This window comes from Hymenobacter ginkgonis (genome assembly GCF_009755225.1).
Lineage (GTDB): Bacteria > Bacteroidota > Bacteroidia > Cytophagales > Hymenobacteraceae > Hymenobacter > Hymenobacter ginkgonis.
On record NZ_WQKZ01000006.1, the window covers coordinates 203373 to 219047 of the forward strand.

The following is a 15675-nucleotide window of genomic DNA, read 5'->3' on the forward strand; positions in this document are numbered from 1 at the left end:
GCGCGACTACTTTCCGCCGATGCCAAATACCTTTTGAAGGAGTGAGGTAGTACGGGCCACGGGGTTTTCCCGAATATCGGCCTCCTGCTGCGCGATGAGCGTGAACAAGCCGTCGATGGCTTTGCCAGTGGCGTACTGGTTAAGGTCGGTTTGCACGGGCGTCACAAGCGGCAGCTTGTTATAAGTAGTCGTGAGGGTCGAGTAATATTTGGTAGCGTCCACTTTGTCAAGGCTTTGCTGCATAATGGGCATAAATGCCGTGGTGAGCTGGCTGGTGGTAGTACGCTTCAGATACTGCGTAGCGGCGTCCTTCTGGCCCGTCAGGATATTCCACACGTCGCTGAAAGTCAAGTTCTTGATGGCATTGATAAAAATTGGCTTGGCGCTTTTGGCTGCGTCCTCGGCGCCGCGGTTCAGCGACAGCTCAAACTTATCGACCTGGCTGCCCAGCCCAATGCCGCGCAGGGTAGAGGCGGCGCGCTGCATTTCGGGTGGGAAAGGGATGTGAATGAGCTTGTTAAGATTAAAGCCATCGGTTTGCGAAGCTTGGTCGGCTCCTTTGCTAATGCCTTGCAGCAGGGCTTCTTTGAGGCCACTGGCTGCTTCGTTGCTGGTGAGGCCGCCTACGGCGGTGGAAGAAGTAGGGGTAGTCGTAGTTTTCTTGGTGCTTGGGAGCTTAAAGCCACCCAGGCCAGGAATAGTAACGGTTTGGGCTACTGAAACTTGGGCAAAAATGCCAACGAATAGCAGTGCGAGCAGCAAACGATTTTTCATAAGTAAAAGAGAAGCGGATGTTAACAAAGTAAACGTTGAGTAAACAAATTACCGTCGAGCTACCCAACCACGGCCAGCTTTGGCAAGTGCCCTACTCCTAGCCAAAAGCTGTACCAAACTTGTATGGCTCGCCTCTGAGCTAGGTGCAATCGGGAATAATAGGTGGGTGAATTGGGCGGGCAGCGCAGCCCCGAAATGCCGTTCCCTACCGCCGGTAAGGGGGGGTAGGAACCGCGCCAACTACTGGAAAGAAAAAGCTAAGCCATTGTTTCGCCGAGGCTTGGGGAGCGCAGTACGCGCCACGTCGCCCACAGCGAACCCAGCAGCCACGGCAAGCTAAAGCCTGCGCACACGCGGTACGCCATAATGAAGCTTATGTGGTACCCGGCCTGGCAGCCCAGTGTGCCCACCCCTACGGTAACTTCAAAAAGAACCAGCATGCCTAGCAATGCCCCCACCATTTTAAGGCCAGAAACGGGCAGCGAGTAGGGCCGTAGCAGCCAGCGCATAGGCCATTGGCGCAGCCAACCAAACGCTAGAGCTGGCAGCGTGGCAATCGTTAAAACTGCTCCAAAAAAAGCCGCTGGTATACCGCACCAAGCGTAGGGCATACGGCGGTTCGCCGGTTGGCCAGCTGGCGTGGATAGGGCCACTTATGAGTACCGCCACTGCTAAGCTTAAGGGCAGCACTAGCCCCACACCACTCCAAAATGTAAGTTTAAATTGCCGGCTGGCTAAAGCGGCGGGGGTAGGGGCAGGCATCAGCTTTGTTCGATTTAGTCAAATGAAGTAACCAACATAACCTGCTTTCGTATTAGCTTTGCATTACAAAGTACTTCACCGCTCCGCATGAAGCCCGCCGCTCAAGACCCGCTTGCCCAACTCACCGAAATCCGCGCCATTATGGAGCGCAGTTCGCGCTTTCTGTCCCTCAGCGGTTTAAGTGGGGTAGGGGCGGGCGTGGTGGCGCTGGCGGGCACAGCCATCGGCCACTACTACCTGCGCCAAGAGTACGGTGAGCAAGGCTACCAGCGGCTGTTCCAAACCTCGGAAGCCGAGCGGCTGGCGGCCCTACCATTTTTGCTAGGCCTGGCCCTGGCCATGATGGCGGCCGCTGTGCTGGTAGCTGCCGTGTTCACGCTACGCCGCACCCGCCGCGACGGCCTGCGCTCGCTGTGGACGGCCCCGGCCCGGCGGCTGTTGGTGGCGCTGCTTATTCCGGTAGCGGCAGGCGGGCTTTTTTGCCTCAAACTCTACCTCAGCAATGCCGTGGAGCTGGTAGTGCCGGGCATGCTCGTGTTCTACGGCTTGGCTTTGCTCAACGGCAGCAAGTACACCCTGGACGAGATTAGGTACTTGGGGCTAACCCAAATAGCCCTAGGGCTGGTGGCGCTGCTGGTGCCGGGCTACGGCCTGCTGCTCTTTGGCGCGGGCTTCGGGCTGGGGCATATTGGCTACGGCCTACTGATGTATAACCGCTACGAACGGCCGGCTAGAGTTGCCGCTGGCCGGGCGAATATTGCCCCGTGAAGTACGCCATCCACACCCTCAACAAAGCCTTCGACCACCGCGTGCGGCTGGGCGTAATGGCAGTGCTGCTGGCCAATGAATTGGTGAGCTTCAACGACTTAAAAGAAAGCCTCGACCTCACCGATGGCAACTTGGCCTCGCACGTAGCCGCTCTCGAAAAAGCGGGTTACGTATTGGTTAGCAAGCAATTCGTTGGGAAGAAGCCCAATACCACTTATGCCGCCACTACCGAAGGCAAGCTAGCTTTTCAACAACACTTAGCAGCTCTTGAGAAGTTATTAAGAAGTTAGGTGTATGATAGTTAACGCCACAGGGCAGACTTGCCAAGCTTGCACTGTGGCGAAGCTACTTGAGTAGCCTTTTTTTTAGTCTTTCACTTTGCAAAATAAAGTACTTTAAATAAAAAGGAAAATGCATAACACTAATTTTTTGGAAGCAACGCCCCCAGCCTTACTGCCCATCGCGGCCCAGCCGCCGCCCCTCATGGAGGATTACGACCCGTGGCAGGATATAGTCCGGAACGCCTGCTGGTTAGCCGCACTGATGCAAGTGAAGGATACCATCAACATCGTCTTACTGCTGTGCGATGGGTCACTATTTTTCGGTATCCTCTTCGGCTTTGGTGTCCCTGGCTTAGTGCTGTATGCGCTGCGGTGGCGGCAGTTGCGGCGGCGGGTAGGGCGTGGTTTCATCCTGCTGCTGGCGAGCCTAAGTCTAAGCCACGAGGTTTTTTGGGCCCAATTTTTCCAAAAGGACGCAGTTAGCGCCGACTCAATGGCTAATGTAGGCCTATTAATAGCTCTTTATTGGTTAGGCACGGCGCTGTGTGCCCTGCAACTCATATCGGTGCTCATCTCATGCACAGTTAGTGATTTTCACAAAGTCCCTTCTGCATCTGGAGAAAATCAATTGCTGCACGAGTAAACCTCTTTTTTTGCCCTATATACTTTGAAAAGCAAAGTTCTTTAAACATGCAAACCAGTGTTTCCTGGGCTGCCTCAGCCCCCGACCCAACCGCGCCAACCTACCGAATTTCTACCTTATTGGGCAGCCTGCTGGCCTTGGGCGCGGTGCTGAGCGACTACTTATTCTGGCGCCAAGCGGCGGGCGTCAATGTGCTGGTGTACATGGTGTTTCTAGTGGTGGCGCACTTGGCGCTGCTGCCTCGCTACGCACCGGTGCGGCGCACTACGGGCTTTTGGGTAGTGGTGGTGGGCTGCCTGGTTAGCGGTGGCTTGGTGGCTTGGTACGGCTCGGGAGCGGCCCTGCTAGCGGCCCTGGCTTCCGGACTACTGCTTGTAGGGTTGGTAAACCAGCCGCAGCTGCGGCTTTTAGGCTACGCCGTGCTTACGGCGATGGCGGGCGTGCTGCCGGCAGTGGCGGCCGTGCTAGGCAATGTGCGCGCCCCGCGCCAACTAGGCGCCCGGCTGAGCCGCGGTTGGTTTTATGGCCGCATGCTGGGCGTGCCGCTGCTGGCGCTGGTTGTTTTCCAGTCTTTATTTGCCGTGGCCAACCCGAAGTATGCGGCGCTGAGCAACCGGTTTTGGGGGTTGTTGGGCGACTGGCTAGGCCAGTTGTTCGAGGCCATCTCGGTGTTGCACGTGCTGTTCTTTATGCTGTGCCTGCTAGGGGCGGCTGGGGCGCTGGTAGTGGTACCGCTGCATTTCTTCAGCGACCACGAGTCGCGCTTCGGGGAGTTTGTGCGGCGGCAGCGCGACGGCGTGGCTTCGCTAGCCGTGCGCCGGCCCAACTTCGCGCTTACCACCCGCCGCTTGCTCGACCTGCGCAAGGAGTGGCTGGTGGCCGTCGTGAGTCTAGGCCTACTCAATGCGCTGCTCCTGCTGGTGAACGCCGTTGATATCAGCTGGATATGGGTTGATTTCCGGCCTACGCCGGGCTTCGACCTCACACAGTTTGTGCACGAAGGCACCTACGTGCTGATTTTTAGCATCTTGCTGGCAGCCGGTATCATGCTGTGGTTTTTCCGGCGCAACCTCAACTTTTACCAGCCCGGCCTACCCTTGCTGCGCTGGGGCGCCACGCTGTGGGTAGCGCAAAACCTGGTGCTGGCCGTGTCGGTAGGCCTACGCAACTACTACTATATCGAGTACACGGGTCTGGCTTATAAGCGCATAGGTGTGTATGGCTTTCTACTGCTCACGGTATTTGGGCTAGGCACGGTTTTGCTCAAAATTTGGCAGCGGCGCTCGGCCTTTAGCTTGGTGCGGCTCAACTCGTGGGCGGCCTACGCGGTGCTGCTGTTGCTGGCGGCCGGCAACTGGGAAATCTGGATTGCCGAGTACAACCTGCAAGCTCGTTTCTCACGCCTCGATATTGGCTTCCTGCTGGCTATGCCGCCCCGCGTGCTGCCGGTGCTGGCCGAGCACGAAGGCTTGCTCGACAAAATTCCGGCCCTGGTGTCGGAGGAGGAAGATGGCTACTACCACCCGACTACCCCCGCCGAAGCGCACCAGCGGCTCCGCGAGCGACTGGCGACATTCCGGCGCGCCTACCCCCTGCACGACTGGCAAAGCCGCACGGGCGCCGCGGCGCAGGCTTATTCAGCAATAGCAGGCCATGAATAATCCCTTTGCAAAACCCGGCACGGTGCAGGAATGGCTACTCAGCAGTACCTGCTGGGCTGCGAGTTGCTTGGGCTGCTGGTGGGGAGGTATCTATATCTTCTCGCAATGGGCTGGCGAAGAATCAGTTGAACTGTTATTTCTTCTATTTGGCTTTCTGGCTGCCCACCTACTGATATGGCGCTACGCAGTGCTAAGGGGTTGGGTACTAGTTGGCTGGAAAGAAGCTATTGCTCCACTCTGGCTGAAAATACTGGCTTGCAGTTGGCTTGGAATCTTGGTGCTGTTTCAGCTGACCTGTTCAATGCTTTTTTTGCTTCTATTGGCTTTTCTGTCTTAATGCTCTGTAAATGAACATATAATAATGAAAGTCAAACTCATTCTTCCCGCCCTCACCGAGGCCACCAACCCCTACTGGCGGCCCATCAAGTACTCGTTGTTTCCGCCGTTGGGGCTAGCCACGCTGGCCGCCTACCTACCCCCCGACTGGGAAGCCGACATGCAGGACGAGCACGTCGAAAAGCTGCGCCTCGACGATGCGCCCGACCTAGTTATCATTCAGGTGTACATCACCAACGCCTACCGGGCCTACGCCCTGGCCGACCACTACCGCGCCCGCGGTGCCTACGTGTGCCTGGGCGGCCTGCACGTTACGAGCCTGCCTGATGAGGCCGCGCCGCACGCCGACAGCATTTTTCTGGGGCCGGGCGAGGAGACGTTTCCGGCCTTCCTGCACGATTGGGGGGTAGGGCACCCGCAGCCGCGCTACGTGTCGGGGGCGGGGCGCACGCTGGTGGGCGTGCCACCCATCCGGCGCGATTTGATTAAGCGCGAGCGCTACCTCGTGCCCAACTCCATTGTGGTGACGCGCGGCTGCCCGCACCACTGCGACTTCTGCTACAAGGACGCGTTTTTTGCCGGCGGCAAGTCATTTTACACCCAAACCGTAGACGATGCGCTGGCCGAAATCGACCGGCTGCCCGGCCGCCACCTCTACTTTCTCGACGACCACTTGCTGGGCAACGTGCGCTTTGCGGCCGGGCTTTTTGAGGGGATGCGCGGCATGGGCCGGCTCTTCCAGGGCGCCGCCACCGTGGACAGCATCTTGCGCGACAACGGCCTGCTCGAAAAAGCCGCGCAAGCGGGTCTGCGCAGCTTATTTGTGGGGTTTGAAACGCTGAGTCCGGCCAACTTGAAGTCGAGCAACAAGCCCCAAAACCTGGGCCGCGACTACTCGGCCGCTATCCGCCGGCTGCACAATTTGGGCATTATGGTGAACGGCAGCTTCGTGTTTGGGCTCGACGATGACCGGCCCGACGTGTTTCGGCGCACCGTGGACTGGGGGGTGAGCCAGGGCATTACCACCGCCACCTACCACATTGCCACGCCCTACCCCGGCACGGCGCTCTTCAAGCAAATGGAGACCCAGGGCCGCCTGCTGCACCGCCGCTGGAACGAGTACGACACGCGCACCGTGGTGTGCCAGCCCGGCCCGCACCTCACTGCCCGCCAACTCAAAAACGGCTACGACCAGGCTTACCGCGATTTCTACTCCTGGGCCAATATCGCCAAAGCCAGCCTCGTGCACGACACGCTACGCCACCAGCTCAAGCACTTCGCCTACGCCGGCGGCTGGAAAAAATTTGAACCGCTCTGGAATTTCGCCATCAAATTTCGCCACCTCGACGCCATGCGCCCGCTCCTCGAAACCATCCTCAGTAAGGTGCGTGGCTCGGATGAGAAAGCAGGGGTAGGGCCCGCAACCACGCCGCCCGAGATGCTGCTACAGTTGCCAGTGCTACACTAATTCAGTGAACAGCGCTTCGCCAAAAGGCCGTGAGGCTGACCGCAGGGAAGCCGCTATACCGCACCGTTCGCACGTCACCTAGCGAGCGGCTTCCCTACGGTCAGCCTGATGCCCTTTTTAACAATTCAATACTATGACTTTCAGTGACATAAAAACATATTTCCAGGCCAACCGCCGCCGCTTTGCCGACCTTGCCTGGGACGACCCGCACCAGTTGGGGCCCGCCACGCTGCGCGCCGTACAAGGCTCGCTGCAAACCTTCCAGCGCGGCGAAGGCACTGGCGGCGACCACCTCGCCGCCCTGGCCGAGCAGCTGGGCGATGCCGACTACGCGGCGGCCATGCAGCTTTTCATTCAGGAGGAAAAAGGCCACGCCGACATGCTGGGCCAGTTTATGGACAAGCAAGGTATTCCGCGGCTGCAAAAGCACTGGCTGCACACCGTTTTTCGGGGGCTGGGGCGGCCGCTGGGGCTGGTGCACATGGTACGCGTTATTCTCACGGCCGAGGTGGTGGCCACCGTCTACTACCGCGCCTTATTCAACGCCACGTACTCGGGGCTTTTGCAGCAGATATGCCGGCGCATTTTGCTCGATGAAGAGATGCACCTCGTCTTCCATTGCCTGGCTATCCGCCAGCTTTCGTCCCCGCGCAACTGGCTGAGCCAGTGGTTCTGGAAGCAAGTTTACCGCGGGCTTATGGCCGGTACGGCGCTGGTTGTGTACGCCACTACCCGCAGCGCACTGCGGGCGGGCGGCTACGGTTTTTGGGGCTTCTGCGCGGCCATCGCCACCGAGTACGCCCGCGTGGAGCAAATGCAGCGGCCCGACGGCCTACTAGTGATGCGCGGCAGCCAGGCGCCTACCCCCGCGGTAGCGGCCGGGCCAGCCGGTGCCTGGCAGTGGCCTAGCCAAAGCCTACGCGCTGCTCGCTAGAGCTGGACTTCTCAAAGACAACTACTTATGAAACAAGAACTTGCTAAGGAATCTCGCACCGGCTGGTTATACGGAGCAGGCTGCCTGCTGTGCCTAGAGGTATTTATTGCGGCGTTTATGCACGACCGCTTCGTGCGGCCGTACGTGGGCGATTTATTGGCCGTAGTTTTCCTCTACTGCTTGGTAAAAAGCGCGGCCGTGGTGCCCAGCGGCCCCACTATTTTGGGCGTGCTGCTGTTCGCCTACGCAATCGAAATTTCGCAGTACTTCCACCTGGCGGCGCACCTGGGGATGCAGCATATACGATTGGCGCTGGTGGTGTTAGGTAGCCATTTTTCGTGGGTCGATATGCTGATGTATACGCTGGGCGCGCTGCTGTTGGCCGGGGGCGAATGGCTCCTGGCCCAGCGCCTGGTGGCGGCCAGGCTATGAAAATCAGAAGGTTATTAGCCGCCTGGCTCGGTACGGGGCTGCTAACGCTGGGCGGTACTGCCTGCGCCATTTCCATCGACAGCCCTTACGTCTATACTGAAGCTGGCGTGGCGCCTTCGCCCGTGTTTGCATGGGCTGCCTGGTTGCTTACGGCCGCAGCCGTGCCGCTTATGCTAGCTATGGGCATTCGGCTGGCCTACTCCTACCCGGTGGCCCACCGGCCCCAGCGCTTGGCCTGGGATGGCCCGGCGCACTTCTTTTTTTGGGTGGGGCTGCTCGTGTTTGAACTGCTGATTGTGGTAGTAATGCTGAGTGAAACCAGGAGCGGGCCACGTTTCCAGATTCTGGTGCAAGGAGCTGCGTAAGTGGCTAAGTAGGAAAGGGGTAGGGCGAGTTTTGAAAATTCGTTTATGCGTCGTTTTACCACCCAAAACGCGCTTGTTAGCCAGTTAACTAAAAGGCTCGTAAAAGCATAAATAATTGCTGAGCTGCGTTGGATAAAGCTAGCTAGTGGGCCGAATAACCTGGCCTATACCGAGCTCGGCAGTAAGGCTGATTTTATGCAGCGCTTGTCCTATATTGCACCATGCTCCGCCCGCACACCCACCCTATCCCTTCCCCCAAGCTGCTATCGACCTTGGGGCGGGTGCTGGCGGGCCTGCAACTCGCTAAAGAAACGCTAACCATCTTCTTGCTGGGGCTGCCCCTGCTCCTGGCGCGGCCACTGCTGGCCCCGGCCGCGCTGCCGGGCTTGGTGCTTTATGCCTTTCGTTGGGTGATGGTGCTGGGCAATTATCGCCGCCGCGCCGCGGCCGGTGTGTGGCTGTTCACGCTCATCGATGAAGTCTGGGGCCTAGCCCTTTACCTGCGCGCTACCGATGCGCCCACGGCCCGGCAGTTGCGCTACCTCAACTGGAGCTACCGGCTAGGGCTGGTATTCACGCTGGCCGCGCTGCTAGAGATTGGCTACCGGCGCTACCGCGAGCGCGCCAACCTGCGGGCACTACTCAAAGGCGCGTAGCGTTGGCCGGGCGGTATCTTTGCCCTTCTTCGCTCTTGCACTTGCCATTCATGGCCGACGAAAACACCCTGCCCGTCCCCCCCAATTCGCGCGCTGAGGCCCGCCCTACCCCCCCCAGTGGCCGCCGCCCTGGCCGGGGCACTCGGCGCCTTGTGCGGGTAGCCTGGGTCTCATTTTTTATTGGGGTAGGCCTTTTTCTGGCCTATCCACTGCTGGTAAAAAGTAATTTTCTATTCCTATTTGGTAAATCGCCGGGTCTGGATGAATTAGAAAATCCCAAGGTCGAGCAGCCATCCGAAGTTTACACCGCCGATGGCGTGCTGCTGGGGCGCTACTTCCGCGAAAACCGTTCGCCGGTGCCACTGAGCCAAATGTCGCCTTGGCTCACCAAAGCCTTGATTGCCACCGAGGATGCCCGCTTTTATGAACATTCCGGTATCGATGCGCCTTCGTTGGTTTCAACCATCTACTATGGCTTGAAAGGCGATAAGCGCGGCGGCTCCACTATTAGCCAGCAGCTTGCCAAAAACTTGTACAAAACCCGGCGTAGCGAAAACCGTGGCGGCCTCAGCCACGTGCCGGGGGTAGGGGTGGTGGTAGCTAAAACCAAGGAGTGGATGACGGCCGTGGAGTTGGAGCGACGCTACACTAAGGAAGAAATTCTGCGGATGTACCTGAACACGGTAGAGTACGGCTCCAATGCGTTTGGCATCAAGGTGGCCGCCAAGACGTTTTTTAGTACTTCGCCCGATAGCCTTTCGCCCGAGCAGGCTGCCACGCTCATTGGGGTGCTCAATAACCCCACGGCTTTCAACCCGCGCTTCCACCCGGTAGCGGCCACCAAGCGGCGCAACGTGGTGTTGCAACGCCTAGGCCAGGCGGGCTACCTCAAGCCCGCCGAAGTAGCTGCCCTGCAAGCCAAGCCCATTGTGCTTGATTATCAGGTTGAAAAACACGTTGATGGCCCCGATACGTACTTCCGGGGGGCCATCAGCCAGGCGGCTAATAAGTGGTGCGACGAGCACGGCTACGACCTCTACCGCGACGGCCTGCGTGTGTATACTACCATCGACTCGCGCATGCAGGAGCACGCCGAAGACGCGGTGGGCCAGCGCATGAAGTCGCTTCAACAGAGCTTCGATAACTTCTGGCGCAACCGCCGCCAAAACCCCTGGGTAGACGAGGAGGGCAATGAGATTCCCGATTTCATCCTCAGCCAGATGCGGCGCACTGAGTCGTATAAGTCGCTGGCGGCCCGCTACAAGGGCCAGCCCGCGCGCCTCGATTCGGCTCTGAACGCCAAGCGCCCCATGAAGGTATTTACCTGGAAAAAGACGGACCACGACACCACGCTGGTGATGTCGCCGCTCGATTCGCTGGCTTATTACAAGCATTTTCTGCAGGCCGGTATGATGACGATGGACCCTTTCACGGGTTCTATCAAGGCTTGGGTGGGCGGGCTCGACTACCGCTTTTTTCAGTACGACCACGTACGGCAGGGTAGGCGCCAAGCGGGCTCCACATTTAAGCCCTTCGTGTACCTCACGGCCCTAGATAATGGCTACTCGCCCTGCGACCGGATTCGCGACCAGCGCGTGACGATTAACTACGTCGAAAACGGGCAGCCTATGCAGTGGCAGCCCGACAACGTAACCCGCGAATACACCGGCATCAACATGACGCTGCGCTCGGCCATGGCGCGGTCCGTGAACTCCGTCACGGCCCAGCTCACCGAGAAAGTGGGCTGGGGCAAAGTGGCCGACTACGCGCATAAAGTGGGCATTACTAGCCCGTTGCTACCGGTGCCGAGCATCGGCCTGGGCTCGGCTGGCGACGTGAGCGTGTACGAAATGGTGGACGCTTACGCCACTTTCCTCAACAGCGGCTTCCGCTCGACGCCCCGCCTCATCACGCGCATCGAGGACCGCAACGGCAACGTGCTCCAGCAGTTCGACCCGGTGCAGAAGCGCGCTATCTCGCCCGAAACGGCCTGGCTGATGACCTACATGCTGCGCGGCGGCATGGAAGAGCCCGGTGGTACCTCGCAAGGGCTCTGGGATTTCCAGGACCTCTGGCACAAAGACAACCAGATTGGCGGCAAAACCGGCACCACTTCCAACTACTCCGACGGTTGGTACATGGGCCTTACCAAAGACTTGGTTTCTGGGGTGTGGGTAGGGGGCGAAGACCGTAGCATCCACTTTTTCCGCTCGCAGCAGGGCGAGGGTGGGCGCATGGCGCTGCCCATATATGGCCGCTACATGGAGACGATTTACCAGGATAAAAAGCTGACGTACGACTACGGCCAGTTCCCGAAGGCACCGGCCGGCCTCAAGCGTAAGTATGTGTGCTACACCGAGTACGAGCCGCGCCACCGCCGGGCCGAGGCCGTCGATAGCATCAGCGCCGACAACCTGCTGGAGCAGCTCAACGATAAGGCCGCCCCGGCCCCTACCCCCGACTAATTACCGCACATGATTCGGACCGTAATTTTTGACATGGACGGCGTCATTATCGACACCGAGCCGGTGCACCACCACGCTTTTTTTACGCAGTTTGCCGAATTGGGCATTCCAGTGTCGGACGCCGAATACGCCACGTTTTTGGGTAAATCGACGCGCAACGTATTTCAGCACCTCAAGCAGGAATACCACCTCGCACCCGACGTCGAAACCCTGATGAAGCGCAAGCGCGAAATCTTCAACCAGTCGTTTGACGAAGACGCTAGCCTCGATTTGCTCGATAATGTGCGCGTACTCATCGAAGACCTGCACGAGCACGGCGTGCAGCTGGTCCTGGCCTCGTCGGCTTCCAAAGCCACTATCAAGCGGGTATTCGACCGCTTTGGGCTGGCGCCCTACTTCACGCACCTCGTGAGCGGCGAAGATTTCGAGCAGTCAAAGCCTGACCCGGCCATCTTCCTGCACGCTGCAGCTGTATCGCAAACACCAGTGGGCGAGTGCATTGTCGTTGAAGACTCAGCTAATGGCGTGGCCGCCGCCAAGGCCGCCGGTATTTACTGCGTGGGCTACGCCAGTCCGCATTCGGCCCTGCAGAATTTAAGCCAGGCCGACTTGGTTATTCAGCACTTTTCGGAACTGTCAGCGGAGAAGATAAAAGTGCTTGGCTGAGCCTTAATGCGACCCGTTTGCGTGGCGGTGTATACTCCAACCGAAGGCCTACAACGCCGCAATTGGTACTATACGCTTGACAAAAACGCGCATTAAAACCAGATACTAACGCAAAAGCGTCCGGCTCGCACTGAAGCAAGTCGGACGCTTTTAGCTTTTATAAGTAGGTCAGTCGAAAGCTATTGACGCACAGCTGGGGTAGCAACGCTAGCCGTAATCGGCGCTGCCGTGACTTTGGCCGAAGTGTAGGCGGGGCAAGTGCTGCGGTTGCAGGCACCGAGGCCGAGGGTAGCGGCCCCAGCGGCGAGGATAAGGAGCTTTTTCATAATCACGTAAAAGGGTAGAAAGACACGGTTTGGTTCCAAAGATAGGGAGCTATAAGCGTAGATGGTGAGGTAGTTGGGAAGTAGAGTGCCGATTCTGCGAATAGTACTTTCCAACCTTTTTAACCTCCTACCAACCGCTTTTATTATTCCGTGTAACCAAGAATTTTCAACATGCTGGCTGCGTCCTGCTTGGGCGCAAATACGGTATCGGTGAGGGTGCCATCGGCAGCGCGGTCGAGGATAATGTGCTTAGGCGCCGGGATGAGGCAATGCTTGATGCCGCCGTAACCACTCAGGCTTTCCTGGTAGGCGCCGGTGTGGAAGAAGCCCACGTAAATGGGCTCATCCGTAGTGGGCTGGTTGCGGCCGGGCTGCAGCTGCGGCAAGAACGTCTGGTAGATGTGCTTCTCCGAGTTGTAGTAATCCTGCGAGTCGCAGGTGAGGCCGCCGAGCTGAATCTTGCGGTAGGGGCGCTGCCAACCGTTGAGGGCCAGCATGATAAAGCGCTGGTTGAGCGCCCAGGTATCGGGTAGGTTCGTGATGAACGAACCGTCAATCATGTACCAAAGCTCCTTGTCATTCTGAAGCTTTTCGTCCAGAATGGAGTAAATCGTGGCGCCGCTTTCGCCCACTGTAAAAATACCAAACTCAGTGAAAATATTGGGTTCCGGCACGCCTTCCTCGGCGCAAATGCGCTGGATGGTACGCAGGATTTCGGCAATCATGTACGGGTAATCGTACTCAAGCTGAATACTGGTTTGGATGGGCAGCCCGCCACCAATGTCGATGGTTTGGAGGGTAGGGCAGATTTTGCGCAGCTCGCAGTATTTATGAATAAAGCGCGATAGCTCCGACCAATAATAGGACGTGTCTTTAATGCCCGTACTGATAAAATAATGCAGCATGGTGAGTTCGAAGCGCGGGTCTTCTTTGAGGCGCTGCTCGTAGAGCGGCACCGCGTCGGCGTAGCGAATGCCCAGACGCGAGGTGTAGAACTGGAAACGCGGCTCCTCGTCGGAAGCTAAGCGTAGGCCCATTTTCACCTTAGTGCCGGCGTTGACGTGCGCGGCGTAATAGTCGATTTCGTTGGGCGAATCGAGGATGGGTAGGCAGTTGGCAAAGCCATCGTTGAGCAGCGCCGTGATGTCGCGCTTGTACTCCTCGGGCTTGAAGCCGTTGCAAATGATGTACTTATCCTTGCCAAACTTGCCCTGCTCGTAAAGCGAGCGAATAATGCTGATGTCGAACCACGACGACGTTTCGAGGTGCACGTCGTTCTTGAGTGCCTCGTCGAGCACAAAGCGAAAGTGCGACGACTTGGTGCAGTAGGCGTAGGAGTACGAGCCGGTGTAGCCCGTTTCGGTGATGCCGTTGGCAAACCACTTTTTGGCCCGCTGAATTTGGGAGCTAATTTTTGGTAAGTATGTGAGGCGCAAGGGAGTGCCATGCTTCTCGACAAGGGCCATCAGGTCAATGTCGTGGAAAAACAGCTCGTTGTCGCGCACCTGAAAATCGGCGTTCGGGAAATCGAAAGTCTGGGTAATGAGGTCCTGGTAGGTATCCATCGAAGGCGGAAAATCGGCGAAAATGCCCGACCTTTGCGGCAGGCGTATCAAAAGTACCGCCGGGGGCCGGAAACCGTCCAGCCTCTCCGCATCGGCCTCCGATGGAAGGAAGCGACATGGCTACGGCGCGCCCGCGCCGCAAGGCAGCGCTCGCCTACCCCCGCTTGAGGGGGGTAGGCGGTACGATGCAGCCCATACCCATGTCCTTACCCCCGTTTTCCGATGAAACGCATTAAGCTAATTGAAGTCCGCTCCGAACTGGGTGCTGGCACGCGCGGCGCCAGCATGGGCCCCGATGCCCTGCGGGTGGCCTGCCTCAACAAGGGCTCCGATTATTTTCGGCGGTATAATTCGGTGGTGACGCAGGATTTGAACCACGTGCTGTTCGACAAGACCCCGTTCCGCTTGGCCAAGCACATCGACGCCATTTATACTGTGCAGAAGGGCATTGCGAGCGCTGTGGAGCAGACGCTGCGCTTTGGCGAGTTTCCGCTGGTGCTGGCCGGCGACCACAGCAGCGCCAATGCCACCATTGCCGGTATTAAGGCCGCCTACCCCCACAAAACGCTGGGAGTTATCTGGATAGATGCGCACGCGGATATCCACTCGCCCTACACCACGCCCAGCGGCAACGTGCACGGCATGCCGCTGGCCGCCTCCCTGGGCGAGGACAACTTGCCCTGCCAACGCAACCAGCCCGATGCCGACACTGAATTCTTCTGGCGGCGCCTCCAAAACCTGGCCGAGCCCGGCCCCAAACTGCGCCCCGAGCACTTGGTATACGTGGCCGTGCGCGATACGGAGGAAGAAGAAAATGCTGTCATCGAGCGCTTAAATATCAAGTGGATAAAGCTGGACGAGTTTCAGGCTAAAGGCTCGCGCCGACTCGTGCGCGAGATTTATGAGCACCTGCGCTACTGCGATTTGGTATACATTTCCTTCGATGTCGATAGCCTCGATTCGGAGTTTAGCAAGGGCACTGGTACACCGGTAGAAAAGGGCTTGTACCTCTCGGAGGCCGAAAACCTGTGCCAAGATTTGCTGGAAAATGACCGGGTTGTGTGCTTCGAAATGGTGGAGATTAACCCCACGCTCGACAACGAGAACACGATGGCCAAAAATGCCTTCAACATCTTAGAAAAAGCAACCGCCGCTATCGAGCGGCGGTTGCGATTGGAGGAAGTGGTGAGCCGGTAGCGAGGGGGTAGGGCGCTAGCGCACGAGCTCAACCCAGCCCTTGAAGGTGCGGGTGGTTTTGGCGGCGTCGGCAAACTGCACCTCGGCCAGGTAGTAGTAAATGCCGCCCGAGACGAGGCCGCTGGTGCCGCTTTCGCCGGCCATGCCGCCGCCGGTCCAGTTGATGTAGGGGTCCTGGTCGCCTTCGTACACTTTGCGGCCCCAACGGTTGAAAATCCGAATGTGGGTGCGCGTGACGGCACTGGCCGTCTTGGGCTTAAATACGTCGTTGATGCCGTCGCCGTTGGGGGTGAAGATGTTGGGCAGCAGGAAGAAGGCACACTCGTCCTGGCAGACCGAGTTACTGAGTGCGCTGCGGATGCCCTGGGCGCTTACT

General features: G+C 58.4%; 17 protein-coding genes. 13 read left to right on the plus strand and 4 right to left on the minus strand.

The genetic code is table 11. The features are described 5' to 3' along the window. Positions 1-6: 6 nt before the first annotated feature. Positions 7-774 carry a DUF4197 domain-containing protein gene (locus GO988_RS20670; protein WP_157569176.1) on the minus strand — a complete coding sequence of 256 codons (768 nt, stop codon included), beginning with the start codon at positions 772-774 and terminating at the stop codon, positions 7-9. An 849-nt stretch (positions 775-1623) separates the two neighbouring features. On the opposite strand from GO988_RS20670, the gene GO988_RS20675 reads away from it, so the two are divergent. The 12 genes from GO988_RS20675 (at position 1624) to GO988_RS20730 (ending at position 12211) form a co-directional block, all read left to right on the plus strand. Next, positions 1624-2304, plus strand: coding sequence for a hypothetical protein (locus GO988_RS20675; RefSeq protein ID WP_157569178.1), 681 nt, complete (start codon positions 1624-1626; stop codon positions 2302-2304). Further along, entirely contained in the window at positions 2301-2594 is a 294-nt protein-coding gene (locus GO988_RS20680; RefSeq protein WP_317164943.1) for a winged helix-turn-helix domain-containing protein, read from the plus strand. Before GO988_RS20675 ends, GO988_RS20680 begins: the two co-directional genes overlap by 4 nt. A 193-nt stretch (positions 2595-2787) precedes the next feature. Further along, complete coding sequence (locus GO988_RS20685; protein ID WP_157569180.1) at positions 2788-3228, plus strand: hypothetical protein; 441 nt, start codon at positions 2788-2790, stop codon at positions 3226-3228. A gap of 47 nt (positions 3229-3275) precedes the next feature. Next, positions 3276-4889, plus strand: coding sequence for a DUF4153 domain-containing protein (locus GO988_RS20690; RefSeq protein WP_157569182.1), 1614 nt, complete (start codon positions 3276-3278; stop codon positions 4887-4889). Beyond that, entirely contained in the window at positions 4882-5226 is a 345-nt protein-coding gene (locus tag GO988_RS20695) for a hypothetical protein (RefSeq protein WP_157569184.1), read from the plus strand. Before GO988_RS20690 ends, GO988_RS20695 begins: the two co-directional genes overlap by 8 nt. A 24-nt stretch (positions 5227-5250) precedes the next feature. Further along, entirely contained in the window at positions 5251-6693 is a 1443-nt protein-coding gene (locus GO988_RS20700; RefSeq protein WP_157569186.1) for a B12-binding domain-containing radical SAM protein, read from the plus strand. A 133-nt stretch (positions 6694-6826) separates the two neighbouring features. Beyond that, positions 6827-7627, plus strand: coding sequence for a ferritin-like domain-containing protein (locus tag GO988_RS20705; protein WP_157569188.1), 801 nt, complete (start codon positions 6827-6829; stop codon positions 7625-7627). A 27-nt stretch (positions 7628-7654) separates the two neighbouring features. After that, positions 7655-8059: a ribosomal maturation YjgA family protein gene (locus tag GO988_RS20710; RefSeq protein WP_157569190.1), complete on the plus strand. Its 405-nt coding sequence runs from the start codon at positions 7655-7657 to the stop codon at positions 8057-8059. Then, positions 8056-8424 carry a hypothetical protein gene (locus tag GO988_RS20715; RefSeq protein ID WP_157569192.1) on the plus strand — a complete coding sequence of 123 codons (369 nt, stop codon included), beginning with the start codon at positions 8056-8058 and terminating at the stop codon, positions 8422-8424. Before GO988_RS20710 ends, GO988_RS20715 begins: the two co-directional genes overlap by 4 nt. A gap of 221 nt (positions 8425-8645) precedes the next feature. Further along, on the plus strand, positions 8646-9080 hold the full coding sequence (locus GO988_RS20720) for a hypothetical protein (protein WP_157569194.1): 435 nt from the start codon (positions 8646-8648) through the stop codon (positions 9078-9080). Between the two features lie 50 nt (positions 9081-9130). After that, the gene (locus GO988_RS20725; protein WP_157569196.1) at positions 9131-11545 is read left to right on the plus strand and encodes a transglycosylase domain-containing protein; all 2415 of its coding nucleotides are present in this window, start codon (positions 9131-9133) and stop codon (positions 11543-11545) included. A gap of 9 nt (positions 11546-11554) precedes the next feature. Then, positions 11555-12211, plus strand: coding sequence for an HAD family hydrolase (locus tag GO988_RS20730; protein ID WP_157569198.1), 657 nt, complete (start codon positions 11555-11557; stop codon positions 12209-12211). Positions 12212-12390: 179 nt separating this feature from the next. Here GO988_RS20730 and GO988_RS20735 read toward each other — a convergent pair whose 3' ends face one another. Both GO988_RS20735 and GO988_RS20740 read right to left on the minus strand, forming a co-directional pair. Next, the gene (locus tag GO988_RS20735) at positions 12391-12537 is read right to left on the minus strand and encodes a hypothetical protein (RefSeq protein WP_157569200.1); all 147 of its coding nucleotides are present in this window, start codon (positions 12535-12537) and stop codon (positions 12391-12393) included. Between the two features lie 143 nt (positions 12538-12680). Further along, positions 12681-14102 (minus strand): type III PLP-dependent enzyme domain-containing protein, encoded by a 1422-nt coding sequence (locus tag GO988_RS20740; protein WP_157569202.1) that lies wholly within the window; start codon positions 14100-14102, stop codon positions 12681-12683. A 222-nt stretch (positions 14103-14324) separates the two neighbouring features. On the opposite strand from GO988_RS20740, the gene GO988_RS20745 reads away from it, so the two are divergent. Then, positions 14325-15299: an arginase gene (locus GO988_RS20745; protein ID WP_157569204.1), complete on the plus strand. Its 975-nt coding sequence runs from the start codon at positions 14325-14327 to the stop codon at positions 15297-15299. 15 nt (positions 15300-15314) lie between these two features. Here the strand turns inward: GO988_RS20745 and GO988_RS20750 are convergent. Then, positions 15315-15675 (minus strand): T9SS type B sorting domain-containing protein (locus GO988_RS20750; RefSeq protein ID WP_157569206.1); only part of this gene is annotated, 361 nt, incomplete at its 5' end.